Consider the following 12579-nt stretch of genomic DNA (forward strand, 5'->3'; position numbering starts at 1 on the left):
AATGGTAGAGGCTTTTACTCTGATGAACGAGAAGGGGCGTGAGGAATGGCTGAAGTTGACCGGCGATTCAAAGACCACCGAGGTATCACTGTCCACGTCGTCAGATGGGAGCCAGAGAGTCGACGCGTCATATACATTCGCGAAGGGTACGATCATGAGTGCTTCAGCCCTCTTGAGCAATTCCAGCGTAAGTTTACAGAGTTAAAGGACGACCATGAGCACTAAATTAACCGGTTACGTTTGGGACGCTTGCGCTTCTTCTGGCATGAAGTTGTCCAGCGTTGCCATCATGGCGCGTCTGGCAGACTTCAGCAGTGACGAAGGGGTGAGCTGGCCTTCCATCGGCACTATCGCTCGTCAGATCGGCGCTGGTGAAAGCACCGTTCGGACTGCGATAGCCCAGCTTGAGAAAGATGGCTGGCTGTCACGCAAACAGCGTCGCAACGGCAACAGGAACGCGTCGAATGTTTACCAGCTCAATGTGGCAAAACTTCAGGCTGCTGCCTTTTCTCACCTGTCAGATTCTGACGCATCAAAATCTGATGCCTCAAAATCCGACCCCTCAAAATTTGAGGCATCAAAAAACAGCCAGAAGGGGAGTTTTGACCCGTCAGAATCTGGTGGGGATCCGTCAGTAAAATCAACTACTGATCCATCAGATAAAAAACCTTCTTGTCCGGTTGCGTCGCAACCCGACCCTGAAGTGTTGATCACTGACAATGCAATTCTGGTGTTAACCCATCTCAACCAGGTCAGTGGCTCTCGCTATCAGAAATCAAAAACCTCTTTGGAGAACATCCGGGGCCGCTTACGAGATGGGTTCAGCGTTGACGACCTGAAAATGGTTATCGATTTGAAGCATGAGCACTGGAGCGGTAACGACGACCAGTATCAGTACATGCGCCCTGAAACGCTGTTTGGCCCAAAGAAATTCGAATCTTATTTGCAAAGCGCATCCCGTTGGGACAGCAAAGGTCGGCCAAAACGTCAGGACTGGGAAGGCCAGCGTAAGGCGGATCCGATGAAGTTCGGCGCTGTAGATACCGAAATTCCTTCGGGTTTCAGAGGAGCAAAATAATGAGCTTGATGAAAACACTCGAAATGTTCATTGCGGATAACCCAGGGTTAAGCAGCCGAGAAATTGCTGATTCTTTTACGGATTACAGTACGGAATCTGTCCAGCGCACTGTCTGCCGGCTTTATGATTTTAACTTCACCACCCGCGAACTGGTTGGTTCTCAGTATCGCTATTACGCGGTGAATTCCGCAGCCGGTTGTGGTCAGCCAGTCCTGCACGTAGACACTGGCGTATCCGAAATTGTCAAAAAGGCCAAAGCACTTCACGACAAAGGCCTCTACCGCCGTGCTGCTTCTCTGTGGTTTGAGGCATTCCAGCGTTCTGAAATGGTCACCGAGCGAGATCGTTGCCTGAAAGAGCGGCAGCGCTGCCTTCGTCAGGCCAAATACGTATCTAAACCTCAGAGTCAGTGGTTCCTCGCTGGCAAGTTCTCCGGGAGCCACAAATGAGTTATTCGCTGATTTACGCAGATCCGCCATGGGAGTACAGCAACAGAGCGAGCAATGGTGCTGCTGAAAATCATTACGGCACCATGAAGCTGATCGACATCAAACGCCTGCCTGTCTGGGAAGTGGCTGCTGAAAACGCGGTGTTGGCCATGTGGTTCACCGGCACTCACACCCGTGAGGCCATTGAACTGGCTGAGGCCTGGGGCTTTAAGGTTCGCACCATGAAGGGGTTCACCTGGGTGAAGTTCAATCCTCTGGCAGAACAGCACATCAACAAAGCGCTGCAGTCCGGCAATGTTGAGGACTTCTACGACTTCCTCGAGCTGCTGAACGGTCAGACCAAGATGAATGGGGGTAACTACACCCGTGCCAATACGGAAGATCTTCTGATCGCTACTCGTGGTAATGGTCTGGAACGGCTGAGCGCCAGCGTGAAGCAGGTTATCTACAGCCCTCTTGGTGAACACAGCGCCAAACCTGCTGAAGCCAGATTCCTCCTTGAGCAACTTTACGGTGACGTTCCGCGTATCGAGTTATTCAGTCGCTGTGGCGCGCCTGGCTGGGACCACTGGGGGAATGAAGCTGAATCGTCAGATATAGAGCTGGTATCGGGGTGGGCTGTACCTATCAGCAAAAAAGAGGATCGCGCAGCATGATCAAGCTTTCAGCTGAACAGGAAAATGCAGTACGCGATGTTGCGCGCCGCTGCATCCGGGAGATAAGGGAAACGCTTAAACAGAAGCCTAAACCAAGCTGGAATACTGCTGTCCCTCCGATCCTCAAGAAGTATCACGAGCTGGTGAAGCCGATGGGCGTAACCCTGGTGAAGTTTAACAGTGAAATTGGTCGCCTGAACGGGCGCTATGGAGTGGAGTCATGATCGGATTAACCTACAGGCAAAGTGAAGTTCTGGCAGCCATCAAGGAATACATTGCCCGCGTGGGCTTTCCTCCAACCATGACCGAGCTTGCCAGACTGATTGGCTGCTCATCCCCTAACGCTGCCGCAGACCACGTTAAGGCGCTCCGGCGAAAAGGGTATATCTCAAGCGCCACTGGGGCGGCGAGGGGGATCGCTGTTGTTGATAGCGGTAATGACCTGGATGCGATATCGGTCGTTAAGTCTCTGCTGGAAGGTGGTGACAACGCTAAAGAGCGCGCGGTGGCATGGCTGCAGCTGCAAGGAGTGGAGCTATGAAGTTGATCCTCCCGTTCCCACCGAGCGTAAACACTTACTGGCGAGCGCCGAACAGCGGCCCGCTCAAAGGTCGGCATCTTATCAGCGCAAAGGGCAGGGCATATCAGAGCGCAGCGTGTGCCGCCATCATTGAACAGCTTCGCCGCCTGCCGAAACCGTCGTCGGAAGCAGCAGCGGTAGAAATCGTTCTTTACCCACCGGATTCTCGCCTCCGTGACATAGACAACTTCAACAAGGCGTTATTTGACGCCCTCACTCATGCGGGCATCTGGGAGGATGACAGCCAGGTGAAACGGATGCTGGTGGAGTGGGGGCCTCAGGTGCCGGGAGGAAAAGTAGAAATAACGATCACCAAACATGAACCCATGGCGGGTGCAGCCGCCTGATAAGTGGAGAAGAGCATGAATCAGATGAATATCGTAGTGAATTGCCCTACCCACCATGCCGTGATGCAGGGGCAACAGGTCACAATGTCCAGCCGTGAAATTGCAAAGTTGGTTGATTCACGGCACAGCAACGTATGCGTCGCTATAGAGCGCCTGATGAATTCCGGAGTTATTGGGGGGTATGCTGCAATGCAGTACACCCATCCACAGAACGGCCAGACCTATCACTATTACGAAGTTATCAAGCGTGACAGCTATGTGATCGTTGCGCAGCTCTGCCCAGAGTTTACTGCCCGTCTGGTTGACCGCTGGCAGGAGCTTGAGAACGGGCAAGGTCTTAAACTCCCTCAGACATTGCCTGAGGCTCTCCGCATGGCTGCCGACCTTGCTGAGCAAAAGCAACGACTGAGTGAAGAACTGGCGATTGCCACGCCGAAAGCGGAGTTCGTTGATCGTTACGTTATGGCTACTGGCTCAATGACATTCCGCCAGGTAGCCAAACTGCTAAACGCGAAAGAACCTGAGTTCCGCCTGTTCCTGCTGGATAACCACATCATGTACCGGCTGAACGGCACACTTACGCCATACCATCAGCACATCGAAGCCGAACGCTTTGAGGTGAAGACCGGCACTACCAATGCGTCGAACTACGCGTTCAGCCAGGCACGTTTTACTGCGAAAGGTGTGCGCTGGGTTGGCGGCCTCTGGGCTGAACATATTGCTAAGGGGCTGATGGCGTGAGGGCATTACTGACACCTGAGATTGCGCCTATGTCAGGGGTGGTTCTCTTTCGCCCCGGCAGTGAGCTGATGTGGTTATTCCGGCAGGGCCGTGTCGTGATCGAAATTCCCGGCGAACAACTGGCTGATATGCCGTCTGGCGTGATGCCTCAGTCGCATCAGCCGCTGGCAGAAGATGGCAGCTTACTTCCTGTTTTCGAGAACCCGGCGGTTATCCAGCGCGCTGGTGGAATGTCAGTTTTTGATGCATGGCTTGAGAAAAAGCGTGAGTGTCAGTGGCCGCACAACGACTGGCATGCAGACGAGTTCACAATCATGCGCCATAAGCCCGGCAGCATCCTTCTTTGCTGGGGATGTGATAACCAACTTCGTGAGCATTTCACTGAAAGGCTGGCAGGCATTGCCCGCAAAAACCTGGTATCCTGGCTGGTGAGAGCTGTAAGCGGTCAACTTGGCTTCAGTGAAGACCACGTGCTTACACTTCCTGAGTTCTGCTGGTGGCTGGTGAAGAACGGCCTGGGTGATGTAATTCCGGAAAGCATGGCGGCCAAAGCCCTGAGGCTAAAGCCTGAACCCTTCCAGTCAGTGATGCGTGAGAGTGAAATAACACCATCTATACCTGCTGCTGAGCTGCTGCAGGAGAAAGCCAAAAAGATAGTTGCAGTGAAGGTCGATCCTGACACCCCGGAATCCTTCATGCTGCGGCCTAAGCGCCGCCGCTGGGAAAACGAGAAGTATACGCGATGGGTTAAAACCCAGCCGTGTGTCTGCTGTTCTAAACCGGCAGACGACCCCCACCACCTGATTGGTCACGGGCAGGGTGGAATGGGTACCAAAGCGCATGACCTGTTTGTGATACCTCTGTGCAGAGAGCATCACGACGCGTTGCACGCTGATCCTGTGGTATTTGAAGCGAAATACGGCGACCAGTTATCGCTGCTGTTTCGGTTTTTAGATCGTGCGCTGGCAATCGGCGTACTGGCGTAGTGGAGACGCAAAATGATTAATCCTTCTGAAGTTGGCAAAGCAGGCGAAACCGTTCGCCTCCGCACTCTCGAAAGCATCTGGATTCAGGGCAAGCTGCGCATGTGGGGCCGCTGGTCTTACATCGGCGGCGGTTCTGGTGGGAACATGTTCAATCAGCTGCTTGCGTCCTCAACAATCACCAAGACAGCAATCAATGATGCGCTGCGCCGTATGAAGAAGTCCGGCATCAGCAAACCTGAGCTTGAAGCGTACCTGCGTGCAATTCTGGACAGCAAAAATAAAAGCGGGCTGGCGTTCTGCTCAGACGAAGAGGGTCTGCGGGTTGATGGGGTCATTGCTTCCGTTCTGATGAATGATGACTACCGATCGCTATACGGTGTGATTGTTGACCGTCATCGCCTGCGTAAGAGCAAGCTGCAGATGGCCAACGAACTGCAGGCCAAACACCCTGACTGGACCTTAATCACCTGTCGGCGTCGCATTGATACGTGGTTAAGTTTGGCAGAATCGATCCTGTACGCTCCAGTTTGTGACGCGTTCGGCACAAATGGCGACAGATTTCAGTTGCAGAATGAGCAAGAAAGTGCTTAAATTGTGGTAGGCTCGGGACGTTAAAGCGAACTGAGCAACAGAACAAAAAGAAACCCGCCACCAGTGCGGGTTTTTACATTTAAGGGCTGCCTTCGGGTAGCCCTTTTTGTTTCCCCTCATTTCTGAGAGGACTCACGGCAATACGAGGGGGCTAGATGTCCGATCCTGTTACTGGCACTACGGTAGCGGCTGGTGGTCTGATGGGGGCCAGTTTGTTTGGCCTGGCGACCGGAATTGATTACGGAGTAGTGTTTGGCGCTTTTGCTGGCGCGGTGTTCTACGTCGCTACGGCGGTAAACATAGGTCGCCTTAAGCTGGTTGGCTACTTCATCACGTCATTCATCTTCGGCGTTATCGGCGCGCCTCTTCTGGGCTCGTACTTCTCCAGATGGACGGGGTATAGCGACAGGCCGCTTGATGCGCTGGGCGCGGTAATCGTTGCTGCAATTGCTATTAAGCTGCTGACGTTCGTTAACAGCCAGGATTTGGGTAGCCTGTTTGGAATTCTCTCTCGCTTACGTGGAGGAGGGGCCAGCAATGGTAACAAGTGATCCTTCGGCGATGGTCAATGCGTGTATCTGCGCGGTGATCGTTATTGCCCTAATGTTCTACCAGCGAGGAGGGGCGAGACATCGCCCTGTGATATCGCTGATGGCTTATCTCACGGTGCTGGTATATGCCAGCGTCCCTTTCCGTTACCTGTTCGGGCTCTATCACGAATCACACTGGTTTGTGGTGATTACGAACGTCCTGATTTGCGCTGCCGTTCTATGGGCTCGGGGAAATGTGGCGCGCCTTGTTGATGCTCTGAGGCACTAATGAACCAATCACAATTTCAAAAGGCGGCTGGTGTAAGCGCTGGGTTAGCTGCGCGCTGGTTTCAGCCAATAAGTAACGCGATGGATGAGTTCGGCATCACCAACCCGGTAGATCAGGCGATGTTCATTTCCCAGACAGGGCATGAAAGCGGTGGCTTCACCCGTCTGGTAGAAAGCATGAATTACAGCGTTGCTGGTCTTAGTGGCTTCATTCGTGCAGGGCGCATCACGCAGAACCAGGCTAACGCATTGGGTCGCCGTCCTGAAGAGCGCGGTTTACCCATTGAGCGCCAGCGCGCCATAGCGAACCTGGTGTACAGCAAGCGCATGGGTAATAACGCACCGGGTGATGGATGGTTATATCGCGGTCGGGGGCTGATCCAGATTACCGGCCTGAATAACTACCGGGAGTGTGGTAACGGCCTGAAGGTGGATCTGGTTAAGCAGCCTGACCTGCTTGCTCAGGATGATTATGCAGCCCGAAGCGCCGCGTGGTTCTTTGCCACCAAAGGCGGACTGAAGTACTCAGGCGACATTCTGCAGGTCACGAAAATTATCAACGGCGGTACGAACGGGCTTGAAGATCGCCGCGCTCGCTTCGCTAACGCGAGAAAGGAGCTGGTATGAGGAAATGGTTGCGAATTCTTCTCCCGCACTGGGAAACCGATACTGTCGTTCTTCAGGCGGTAGGAGATGAACTCCATATCGTCTGCAGCTATCACGATGTTGATCCGGGTGAAGTTTTTGATGGTATGTGTGAGTTGAAGATTTTCACCTGGTTGAACTGGGGATTCCCGTTCGGTGGCCCTATCAACGTGCGATCTTTTGAACCAAAGGTAAACGCATGAGCATTTTTGAAATCGTTATCGGCGTTATTGGCGCAATCCTGGCGGCCGCTGCTGGTGGTTTTGGACTTGGTCATTTGCGCGGCACGAACAAAGCGGAAACCAAAGCAGACCAGCAGCGAACGGAAGAGAGCGCCGCAGCCACCAAAGCAGCTGCAGAACGCCGCGTTGAAGTAACGAAGGAGGCCAGCAATGTACAGCAGACGGTTAGCCATATGCCTGATGACGATGTTGATCGTGAGCTGCGCGGAAACTGGACCCGCAAAGGTTGAGGTCATCGACACTGGCTGCGACTGGGTGAATGCGATTCGCCTCACTGAGCACGACATCCAGGTGATGGATCGTCAGACGAAGCGCGACATCCTGGCGCATAACAAATCATGGCAGGCGAACTGCCAGCCGAATGAATACCGGGCCTCGCAATAGCGGGGCTTTTTCATAACCAAAGAGGTCACAATTATGAATGACCAGCAAATTGAAAAAGAAATCGCAGCCAAGGGTAAGACGGCGGCTCGCGTTACTCCTGAACACATTGCCAGCATAATCGCCAGCGAACATTACTTTACCGCTGCTGATGGTGCTCGTTTTGCTAATGTGCAGAGAAGCGAAACATACAGCGTAAAAATCCCAGACCAGCCTGACGCGCTGGAGTTGCTGACATTCTGCGTTCTGGTGCTGAAGAATGGCTTTACGGTCACCGGAGAAAGCGCCTGCGCCAGCCCAGAGAACTTCGATGAAGGAATCGGGCGCAAGATTGCCCGCCAGAATGCCGTGAACAAAATCTGGATGCTCGAAGGTTATCTGCTGAAAGAAAAACTCAGCGAGATGTAGCCATTACAAAGCTCATCTGCTGGTGGGCTTGATAATGGTATCCCCCAGAGAGGATAAATTAAAAATATCCTCTGTAGAGGCTAAAACCAATAAACCCATAAGAGGATAATCAATGTCTGAAGTTACTGTAACACCTGCGCAGCAGATACGTCTGAACCTGTTGGCATCCCTGAATTATGACACCGCGGCAGCAGCAGAGGCTATTAAGTTCGTTGGTGATGATCCTCTGAAGTATCAAATCTTCATCAATCAGTTAAGCCGGGTAACGACTGAAAATGGACTGGTGGCCAGAACGACGAAAGCTATCAAAGAGTCGGAAGAAGCGCTGCTGCTGTTTGATGCTGAATTGGGTTCGTAATACAGTATCTTTACCAGAATCTTTATCGAACCATAAGAGGCCGCTAATAGCGTTTAATGATGCCATTAAAAATCTACAAGATCTCACAGAAGAAGAACGATAACTGGAACACCTATGTTTCGGCTATCGTTTGTGCGGTAAGCGAAGATGAGGCCAAACTGATTCACCCGGATGCAAGTATCAAAGGTGACTGGTGGAAAGATGAAAGTAACTATGACGACTGGGTGAGTCCTGAGGACGTCATCGTTGAAGAGATTGGCACTACAGATAAACTCATTTCCGGTGAAGTGGTTTGTAGCAATAATACCGGCGCGTAATAGGAATAAAATTGTCAGTGGCTAGGGTAGCTCCTGAAAAGCGGCATCGTCACCGCCTGCCACTGATAACCTGACGAACAACTAAGACGAGGTTGTACATGAGCATCAATGAAAGCAGTGATTCTTTTGATCTTATCGTGAAATACGGTCTACATGTTAAGCCCTCTGAAAACAGTGCCTCGGGTAAGCGATTTGCAAGCGTAGGTTACGCGGTAAGCGAAACCCAACTGGAATATGTGCATGAAGAGCTACCAGGAGACGAGCTGGGAAATAAAATAGCTTACCAGACTGCTGTATTTCATGCGGTTCAGGCCATAACAATCCTGCGTGATAAATAGGGCGAGGTTGTGATGGATAACAACGAAAGCCAATGGATCAGTGTTGAGCTCCGCCTACCAGAAAGCAAAGAAGGTCAGTGGTCGAAAGAGGTGATTGCGCTTAGTGATACTGGTGATGTGTTCAAACTATCCTGCATGGGATCTTACTGGCAGAGAACCAAAGCGTTCATTGAGTCAGGTTCCAGCAAAATAACACACTAGATGCCGCTTATTTACCCCGATGATTAAAACAGTATGAAAAGAGAGGTCGCTTAGGCGGCCTTTTTTATTGCGCTTCGCACGCGCAGATCGAAGAGAGTCTTTCAGTAGTGAGCCTGGGTGATGCCGTTAGGTTGCGTTTACCTCTCGGGCGGCATTGCCGTGCGGCAGGCTCACGTCTAAAAGGAAACGCACATGAAGAGTCTTGAAATTAAGTATGAGGATGGGAAATTCACTCACCTCATTATCGATGGCTTGAAAGTTGATGAATTAACGGCGATCAGCTTCAATCACGCCGTTGGCGAAGAATTGCCAACATTGTCGATCACTTCCCACATTACTGGAAATTTAACTCTTTCCCCTGATATCGCCATGAATGCTGAAGGTGATCCTGACGCCTTGGCAGAGAGATTAAGAGAGGCAGTTAAGGCCGGGGCTAATGCTGGCATTCGTGAAGTCGCGAAAGGACGTTAATGCATCATGATGAATGTAGAGATTGATGGTGTGAAATACGTTCCAGCAGGACAGGCGAGTAGCAGAATCGGAATAGCCATAACCACTCATAACCGACCTGATGTACTGAAACGTGCCATTGATCAACACATGAAGCACCTTCCTGTTGGTGCGCTGGTGGTTGTGATTGACGATGGCTCTAAACCATCAGCATCAGTCCCCGATGACGTTCGACTGATACGCCATGAATCATCACTCGGGATTGTCGCATCGAAGAACGCTAGCTTAACCGCTCTTATGGATGACGGATGTGAGCATATCTTCTTGTGGGATGATGATGCCTGGCCTATTGCCGATAACTGGCACCTGCCTTACATCGAATCACCAGAGCCGCACCTGGCTTACCAGTTCCTCGATCTGGCTGGGCCTCGCAAGATAAACGACATGGCTGTGTTGTACCGGGACGATAAGCACATCGCTTACACCGGACAGCGCGGTGTGATGCTGTATTACCACCGCAGCTCCATTGAGAAGGTAGGCGGGTTCGATCCGGTGTACGGCCGCGGCATGTACGAGCATCCCGATCTGGCGCTTCGCATCTACAACGCCGGGTTGTCGACTTGGGCATTCGCTGATGTGGCTGGCTCTGAAAAGCTGATTCACTCGATGGATGAGTATGAAGAAGTGGCCCGCTCTATCCCGCGGCCTGAGCGCGAGAGCCTGGCAAAGACTAACGCCAGAATTTATAGCGCTCGGCGGGACAGTGGTTATTCAGGTTATGCCCCGTATCGGCAGCAGTATGATGTTGTGATCACCTCTCTCCTGACAAGCCAACCAGATCCACAGCGTAAAGTAAAGATGGCAGCCGACGCCGCTTTATTGCAGGTCTGGGCCAGTTCAATCCGTGGCGCTAAAGCTATTGTGCTGGCAGACGAGCTTACTACTGCGCCGGAAGGTGTCACCCTGCACTCGGTACCTGCATTGAATATGAGCCCGTACTTTGCGCGCTGGTTGCATATCTATCAGCACCTGAGAGCACATCATGAATATCGCGTCGTCTGGTGTACCGACGGTACTGATGTTGAGATGCTTCGGGAACCCTGGGCAGAAATGGAGGCTGGTAAAATCTACGTTGGCTCCGAGCATAAGACGTATGCCGAAGAGTGGATGAAGGCCAATCACCACGGTAAAGCCTATAGCGAGTTCCTCGAACAGCACCGGGATGAACAGCTGCTCAACGCTGGCCTGCTTGGTGGTAGTCGTGAGGACGTTATGGAGTTCGCACACCGCATCGTCAGGCAGCACTACCTGATTGAAAGCCATCGGTTCTGGAAGATGGAGTCAGCACCCGCAACGCTGGTGGACATGGGCGCATTCGGCATGGCTGCAAAGTCGTTCGGTGATCGAATCGTTACTGGTCCGCGCATTCACACGATCTTCAAAACGGATGGCATCGGAAAGGAGCTGGCATATTGGAAACACAAGTGAAGTTCGTTGTGGTTGCCCATCATGAGAGGGAGGCTCAAGCAAGAGCGCTTGCGTATAAACTTGGCCCAGAAGCACATGTGATTATTGATTCAGGCAATCACGGAGCTAACTGGAATCACCGTCGAGCTATTGAATGGGCTGCCAGCCAACCATGCCGTGTTGTTGTGCTTGAAGATGATGCTATCCCAGTTGTTGGGTTCTGCGACAAGTTGGCTGAATGGCTGGCCCGTTTCCCGGATGCGCTATGTTCGTTTTATCTCGGCACTGGCCGCCCGCCACAGTATCAACTGGAGATAGCTTCAAAATTGATAGCGGCTGATAAAGCACGCTCTGACTTTATAACCATGCCGCGCCTGATTCACGGTGTGTGCTATAGCGTCCCGCCCAAGCATATACCGAAGGTCCTGGATAGATGGAATTACAGCAAGGCAGCTGACTACGCTGTCGGCGATGCTTATGGTGGTCCGGTTATTTATCCGTGTTACTCACTGGTTGATCATGCAGATGGACAGCCTGTGGAACCGGCACGAGACAATCAGCCAAGAGTAGAACGCCGAAGGGCCTGGAGGTTAGATGGGTAGGTTAAAGACTCTGCAGCCACGCCTGAAGGCCATTGATACTCGCCGCATAAAGCCAGTCTATGGTGAGAACCGGCGCATCAGTGGTAGTGCCAGGGTTGGCCTTAAGCGCCGGATCTATGTTCGTGATGGCGGCCATTGCTGTATGTGTGGGCATGTAGTGGATCTGCACGACAGTGAGCTTGACCACCGAATAGCACTGCAGTTTGGTGGTGACAATGATGAGCGCAACCTATGGACGCTCTGCATTGCCTGTCACTCTGGTAAGTCATCGCGTGAAGCATCAACTAACCAGCCTGACAGTGAGGCTCTGAAGCACTCAGTTCCTCGTGATAAAGCGCAGGATGGAGTCGTAATTCTCTGACCAAACACCGGGGGGGTATGGTTGGGTGTCAACGGCGATCACGCTGGACACCGCGCCCCCTCTCACGCACAGAAAAAATTCCCCTTTGGAGGGTGTTAACGTGTTAACAGGACAAAAGCGCAAATTCGCACAGGCGCTGATGTCCGGTTCATCCCAGGCTGAAGCAGCCCGTAAGGCCGGTTATTCCGAGAAAACCGCAAGGTCACAGGGTTCCCGGCTGGCAAAAGACCCGGATATCATCGCGTTTCTCAATAAAAAACGTGCTGCCGATCCATATGATGTACCGACCTGGGATGAAAGCACTTCACCAGCTCCATTAGTTAACAGCACGGTAAAAACCTTTGAGGATCCTCTGGAATTTCTTAAGTCAGTTATGAATGACACGACTGAAGAAATAGACACCCGGAAGGATGCTGCAAAGGCAATGCTTCCTTATCTCCATCCGAAAAAAGGAGAAGGCGGTAAAAAAGACGCTCGCCACGCAGCGGCGAAGGTGGCAACCGCTGCCAGCAAATTCGGCGCGATGGCTCCACCAAAGTTGGTGGTCAACAATAAGGGATAAC

Annotated in this window: 25 protein-coding genes; all 25 read left to right on the top strand. The window is 52.2% G+C overall.

Annotated features, from left to right (window positions below; translation table 11 throughout):
* Positions 1 to 45: 45 nt before the first annotated feature.
* The 25 genes from ACRDD5_RS00990 to ACRDD5_RS01110 all read left to right on the top strand — a co-directional run bounded on the left by ACRDD5_RS00990 (position 46) and on the right by ACRDD5_RS01110 (position 12578).
* Positions 46 to 225, top strand: a complete 180-nt coding sequence (locus ACRDD5_RS00990) for a DUF4222 domain-containing protein (protein WP_438675628.1) — start codon at positions 46 to 48, stop codon at positions 223 to 225.
* On the top strand, positions 215 to 1078 hold the full coding sequence (locus ACRDD5_RS00995) for a conserved phage C-terminal domain-containing protein (RefSeq protein WP_438675629.1): 864 nt from the start codon (positions 215 to 217) through the stop codon (positions 1076 to 1078). Before ACRDD5_RS00990 ends, ACRDD5_RS00995 begins: the two co-directional genes overlap by 11 nt.
* A complete protein-coding gene (locus ACRDD5_RS01000) occupies positions 1078 to 1527 on the top strand; it encodes a PerC family transcriptional regulator (RefSeq protein WP_438675630.1) in 450 nt (149 codons plus the stop codon). The genes ACRDD5_RS00995 and ACRDD5_RS01000 overlap by 1 nt, the downstream gene beginning before the upstream one ends.
* Positions 1524 to 2183, top strand: coding sequence for an MT-A70 family methyltransferase (locus ACRDD5_RS01005; protein WP_438675631.1), 660 nt, complete (start codon positions 1524 to 1526; stop codon positions 2181 to 2183). The genes ACRDD5_RS01000 and ACRDD5_RS01005 overlap by 4 nt, the downstream gene beginning before the upstream one ends.
* A complete protein-coding gene (locus ACRDD5_RS01010; protein WP_438675632.1) occupies positions 2180 to 2407 on the top strand; it encodes a hypothetical protein in 228 nt (75 codons plus the stop codon). Before ACRDD5_RS01005 ends, ACRDD5_RS01010 begins: the two co-directional genes overlap by 4 nt.
* A complete protein-coding gene (locus ACRDD5_RS01015; RefSeq protein WP_438675633.1) occupies positions 2404 to 2724 on the top strand; it encodes a LexA family transcriptional regulator in 321 nt (106 codons plus the stop codon). The genes ACRDD5_RS01010 and ACRDD5_RS01015 overlap by 4 nt, the downstream gene beginning before the upstream one ends.
* Positions 2721 to 3110 (top strand): RusA family crossover junction endodeoxyribonuclease, encoded by a 390-nt coding sequence (locus ACRDD5_RS01020; protein WP_438675634.1) that lies wholly within the window; start codon positions 2721 to 2723, stop codon positions 3108 to 3110. The genes ACRDD5_RS01015 and ACRDD5_RS01020 overlap by 4 nt, the downstream gene beginning before the upstream one ends.
* Positions 3111 to 3134: 24 nt before the next feature.
* Positions 3135 to 3851 carry a phage antirepressor KilAC domain-containing protein gene (locus ACRDD5_RS01025; RefSeq protein WP_438675688.1) on the top strand — a complete coding sequence of 239 codons (717 nt, stop codon included), beginning with the start codon at positions 3135 to 3137 and terminating at the stop codon, positions 3849 to 3851.
* Positions 3848 to 4837 (top strand): DUF968 domain-containing protein, encoded by a 990-nt coding sequence (locus ACRDD5_RS01030; RefSeq protein ID WP_438675635.1) that lies wholly within the window; start codon positions 3848 to 3850, stop codon positions 4835 to 4837. Before ACRDD5_RS01025 ends, ACRDD5_RS01030 begins: the two co-directional genes overlap by 4 nt.
* A 12-nt stretch (positions 4838 to 4849) precedes the next feature.
* A complete protein-coding gene (locus ACRDD5_RS01035; protein WP_438675636.1) occupies positions 4850 to 5428 on the top strand; it encodes a DUF1133 family protein in 579 nt (192 codons plus the stop codon).
* 155 nt (positions 5429 to 5583) lie between these two features.
* Complete coding sequence (locus ACRDD5_RS01040) at positions 5584 to 5979, top strand: phage holin family protein (RefSeq protein WP_438675637.1); 396 nt, start codon at positions 5584 to 5586, stop codon at positions 5977 to 5979.
* Positions 5966 to 6247 (top strand): phage holin family protein, encoded by a 282-nt coding sequence (locus tag ACRDD5_RS01045; protein WP_438675638.1) that lies wholly within the window; start codon positions 5966 to 5968, stop codon positions 6245 to 6247. The genes ACRDD5_RS01040 and ACRDD5_RS01045 overlap by 14 nt, the downstream gene beginning before the upstream one ends.
* Positions 6247 to 6873: a glycoside hydrolase family 19 protein gene (locus ACRDD5_RS01050; RefSeq protein ID WP_438675639.1), complete on the top strand. Its 627-nt coding sequence runs from the start codon at positions 6247 to 6249 to the stop codon at positions 6871 to 6873. The genes ACRDD5_RS01045 and ACRDD5_RS01050 overlap by 1 nt, the downstream gene beginning before the upstream one ends.
* Positions 6870 to 7094 carry a hypothetical protein gene (locus tag ACRDD5_RS01055; protein WP_438675640.1) on the top strand — a complete coding sequence of 75 codons (225 nt, stop codon included), beginning with the start codon at positions 6870 to 6872 and terminating at the stop codon, positions 7092 to 7094. Before ACRDD5_RS01050 ends, ACRDD5_RS01055 begins: the two co-directional genes overlap by 4 nt.
* Positions 7091 to 7363, top strand: a complete 273-nt coding sequence (locus ACRDD5_RS01060; RefSeq protein ID WP_438675641.1) for a hypothetical protein — start codon at positions 7091 to 7093, stop codon at positions 7361 to 7363. The genes ACRDD5_RS01055 and ACRDD5_RS01060 overlap by 4 nt, the downstream gene beginning before the upstream one ends.
* Positions 7320 to 7517 (top strand): hypothetical protein, encoded by a 198-nt coding sequence (locus tag ACRDD5_RS01065; RefSeq protein WP_438675689.1) that lies wholly within the window; start codon positions 7320 to 7322, stop codon positions 7515 to 7517. The genes ACRDD5_RS01060 and ACRDD5_RS01065 overlap by 44 nt, the downstream gene beginning before the upstream one ends.
* 33 nt (positions 7518 to 7550) lie before the next feature.
* Positions 7551 to 7922, top strand: a complete 372-nt coding sequence (locus tag ACRDD5_RS01070; RefSeq protein ID WP_438675642.1) for a Gp49 family protein — start codon at positions 7551 to 7553, stop codon at positions 7920 to 7922.
* 112 nt (positions 7923 to 8034) lie between these two features.
* Entirely contained in the window at positions 8035 to 8280 is a 246-nt protein-coding gene (locus tag ACRDD5_RS01075) for a DUF2560 family protein (RefSeq protein WP_438675643.1), read from the top strand.
* A 56-nt stretch (positions 8281 to 8336) separates the two neighbouring features.
* Positions 8337 to 8597, top strand: coding sequence for a hypothetical protein (locus ACRDD5_RS01080; protein WP_438675644.1), 261 nt, complete (start codon positions 8337 to 8339; stop codon positions 8595 to 8597).
* A gap of 98 nt (positions 8598 to 8695) precedes the next feature.
* A complete protein-coding gene (locus ACRDD5_RS01085) occupies positions 8696 to 8935 on the top strand; it encodes a hypothetical protein (RefSeq protein ID WP_438675645.1) in 240 nt (79 codons plus the stop codon).
* Between the two features lie 393 nt (positions 8936 to 9328).
* Positions 9329 to 9607: a hypothetical protein gene (locus ACRDD5_RS01090; RefSeq protein ID WP_438675646.1), complete on the top strand. Its 279-nt coding sequence runs from the start codon at positions 9329 to 9331 to the stop codon at positions 9605 to 9607.
* A 9-nt stretch (positions 9608 to 9616) separates the two neighbouring features.
* Positions 9617 to 11074: a glycosyltransferase family 2 protein gene (locus ACRDD5_RS01095; RefSeq protein WP_438675690.1), complete on the top strand. Its 1458-nt coding sequence runs from the start codon at positions 9617 to 9619 to the stop codon at positions 11072 to 11074.
* The gene (locus ACRDD5_RS01100) at positions 11056 to 11655 is read left to right on the top strand and encodes a hypothetical protein (RefSeq protein WP_438675691.1); all 600 of its coding nucleotides are present in this window, start codon (positions 11056 to 11058) and stop codon (positions 11653 to 11655) included. The genes ACRDD5_RS01095 and ACRDD5_RS01100 overlap by 19 nt, the downstream gene beginning before the upstream one ends.
* Positions 11648 to 12016, top strand: coding sequence for an HNH endonuclease (locus ACRDD5_RS01105; protein WP_438675647.1), 369 nt, complete (start codon positions 11648 to 11650; stop codon positions 12014 to 12016). The genes ACRDD5_RS01100 and ACRDD5_RS01105 overlap by 8 nt, the downstream gene beginning before the upstream one ends.
* Before the next feature lie 100 nt (positions 12017 to 12116).
* On the top strand, positions 12117 to 12578 hold the full coding sequence (locus ACRDD5_RS01110) for a terminase small subunit (protein ID WP_438675648.1): 462 nt from the start codon (positions 12117 to 12119) through the stop codon (positions 12576 to 12578).
* The last annotated feature ends 1 nt before the right edge of the window (position 12579 follow it).

This window comes from Silvania sp. (assembly GCF_051656365.1).
In the GTDB taxonomy this organism is placed as follows: Bacteria; Pseudomonadota; Gammaproteobacteria; order Enterobacterales; family Enterobacteriaceae; genus Enterobacter; species Enterobacter hatchlandensis.

Coding starts and splice junctions, on each gene's coding strand:
- ACRDD5_RS00990 (WP_438675628.1), top strand. CDS start 46: ATGGCTGAAGTTGACCGGCGATTCAAAGACCACCGAGGTATCACTGTC.
- ACRDD5_RS00995 (WP_438675629.1), top strand. CDS start 215: ATGAGCACTAAATTAACCGGTTACGTTTGGGACGCTTGCGCTTCTTCT.
- ACRDD5_RS01000 (WP_438675630.1), top strand. CDS start 1,078: ATGAGCTTGATGAAAACACTCGAAATGTTCATTGCGGATAACCCAGGG.
- ACRDD5_RS01005 (WP_438675631.1), top strand. CDS start 1,524: ATGAGTTATTCGCTGATTTACGCAGATCCGCCATGGGAGTACAGCAAC.
- ACRDD5_RS01010 (WP_438675632.1), top strand. CDS start 2,180: ATGATCAAGCTTTCAGCTGAACAGGAAAATGCAGTACGCGATGTTGCG.
- ACRDD5_RS01015 (WP_438675633.1), top strand. CDS start 2,404: ATGATCGGATTAACCTACAGGCAAAGTGAAGTTCTGGCAGCCATCAAG.
- ACRDD5_RS01020 (WP_438675634.1), top strand. CDS start 2,721: ATGAAGTTGATCCTCCCGTTCCCACCGAGCGTAAACACTTACTGGCGA.
- ACRDD5_RS01025 (WP_438675688.1), top strand. CDS start 3,135: ATGAATATCGTAGTGAATTGCCCTACCCACCATGCCGTGATGCAGGGG.
- ACRDD5_RS01035 (WP_438675636.1), top strand. CDS start 4,850: ATGATTAATCCTTCTGAAGTTGGCAAAGCAGGCGAAACCGTTCGCCTC.
- ACRDD5_RS01040 (WP_438675637.1), top strand. CDS start 5,584: ATGTCCGATCCTGTTACTGGCACTACGGTAGCGGCTGGTGGTCTGATG.
- ACRDD5_RS01045 (WP_438675638.1), top strand. CDS start 5,966: ATGGTAACAAGTGATCCTTCGGCGATGGTCAATGCGTGTATCTGCGCG.
- ACRDD5_RS01050 (WP_438675639.1), top strand. CDS start 6,247: ATGAACCAATCACAATTTCAAAAGGCGGCTGGTGTAAGCGCTGGGTTA.
- ACRDD5_RS01055 (WP_438675640.1), top strand. CDS start 6,870: ATGAGGAAATGGTTGCGAATTCTTCTCCCGCACTGGGAAACCGATACT.
- ACRDD5_RS01060 (WP_438675641.1), top strand. CDS start 7,091: ATGAGCATTTTTGAAATCGTTATCGGCGTTATTGGCGCAATCCTGGCG.
- ACRDD5_RS01065 (WP_438675689.1), top strand. CDS start 7,320: ATGTTGATCGTGAGCTGCGCGGAAACTGGACCCGCAAAGGTTGAGGTC.
- ACRDD5_RS01070 (WP_438675642.1), top strand. CDS start 7,551: ATGAATGACCAGCAAATTGAAAAAGAAATCGCAGCCAAGGGTAAGACG.
- ACRDD5_RS01075 (WP_438675643.1), top strand. CDS start 8,035: ATGTCTGAAGTTACTGTAACACCTGCGCAGCAGATACGTCTGAACCTG.
- ACRDD5_RS01080 (WP_438675644.1), top strand. CDS start 8,337: ATGATGCCATTAAAAATCTACAAGATCTCACAGAAGAAGAACGATAAC.
- ACRDD5_RS01085 (WP_438675645.1), top strand. CDS start 8,696: ATGAGCATCAATGAAAGCAGTGATTCTTTTGATCTTATCGTGAAATAC.
- ACRDD5_RS01090 (WP_438675646.1), top strand. CDS start 9,329: ATGAAGAGTCTTGAAATTAAGTATGAGGATGGGAAATTCACTCACCTC.
- ACRDD5_RS01095 (WP_438675690.1), top strand. CDS start 9,617: ATGAATGTAGAGATTGATGGTGTGAAATACGTTCCAGCAGGACAGGCG.
- ACRDD5_RS01105 (WP_438675647.1), top strand. CDS start 11,648: ATGGGTAGGTTAAAGACTCTGCAGCCACGCCTGAAGGCCATTGATACT.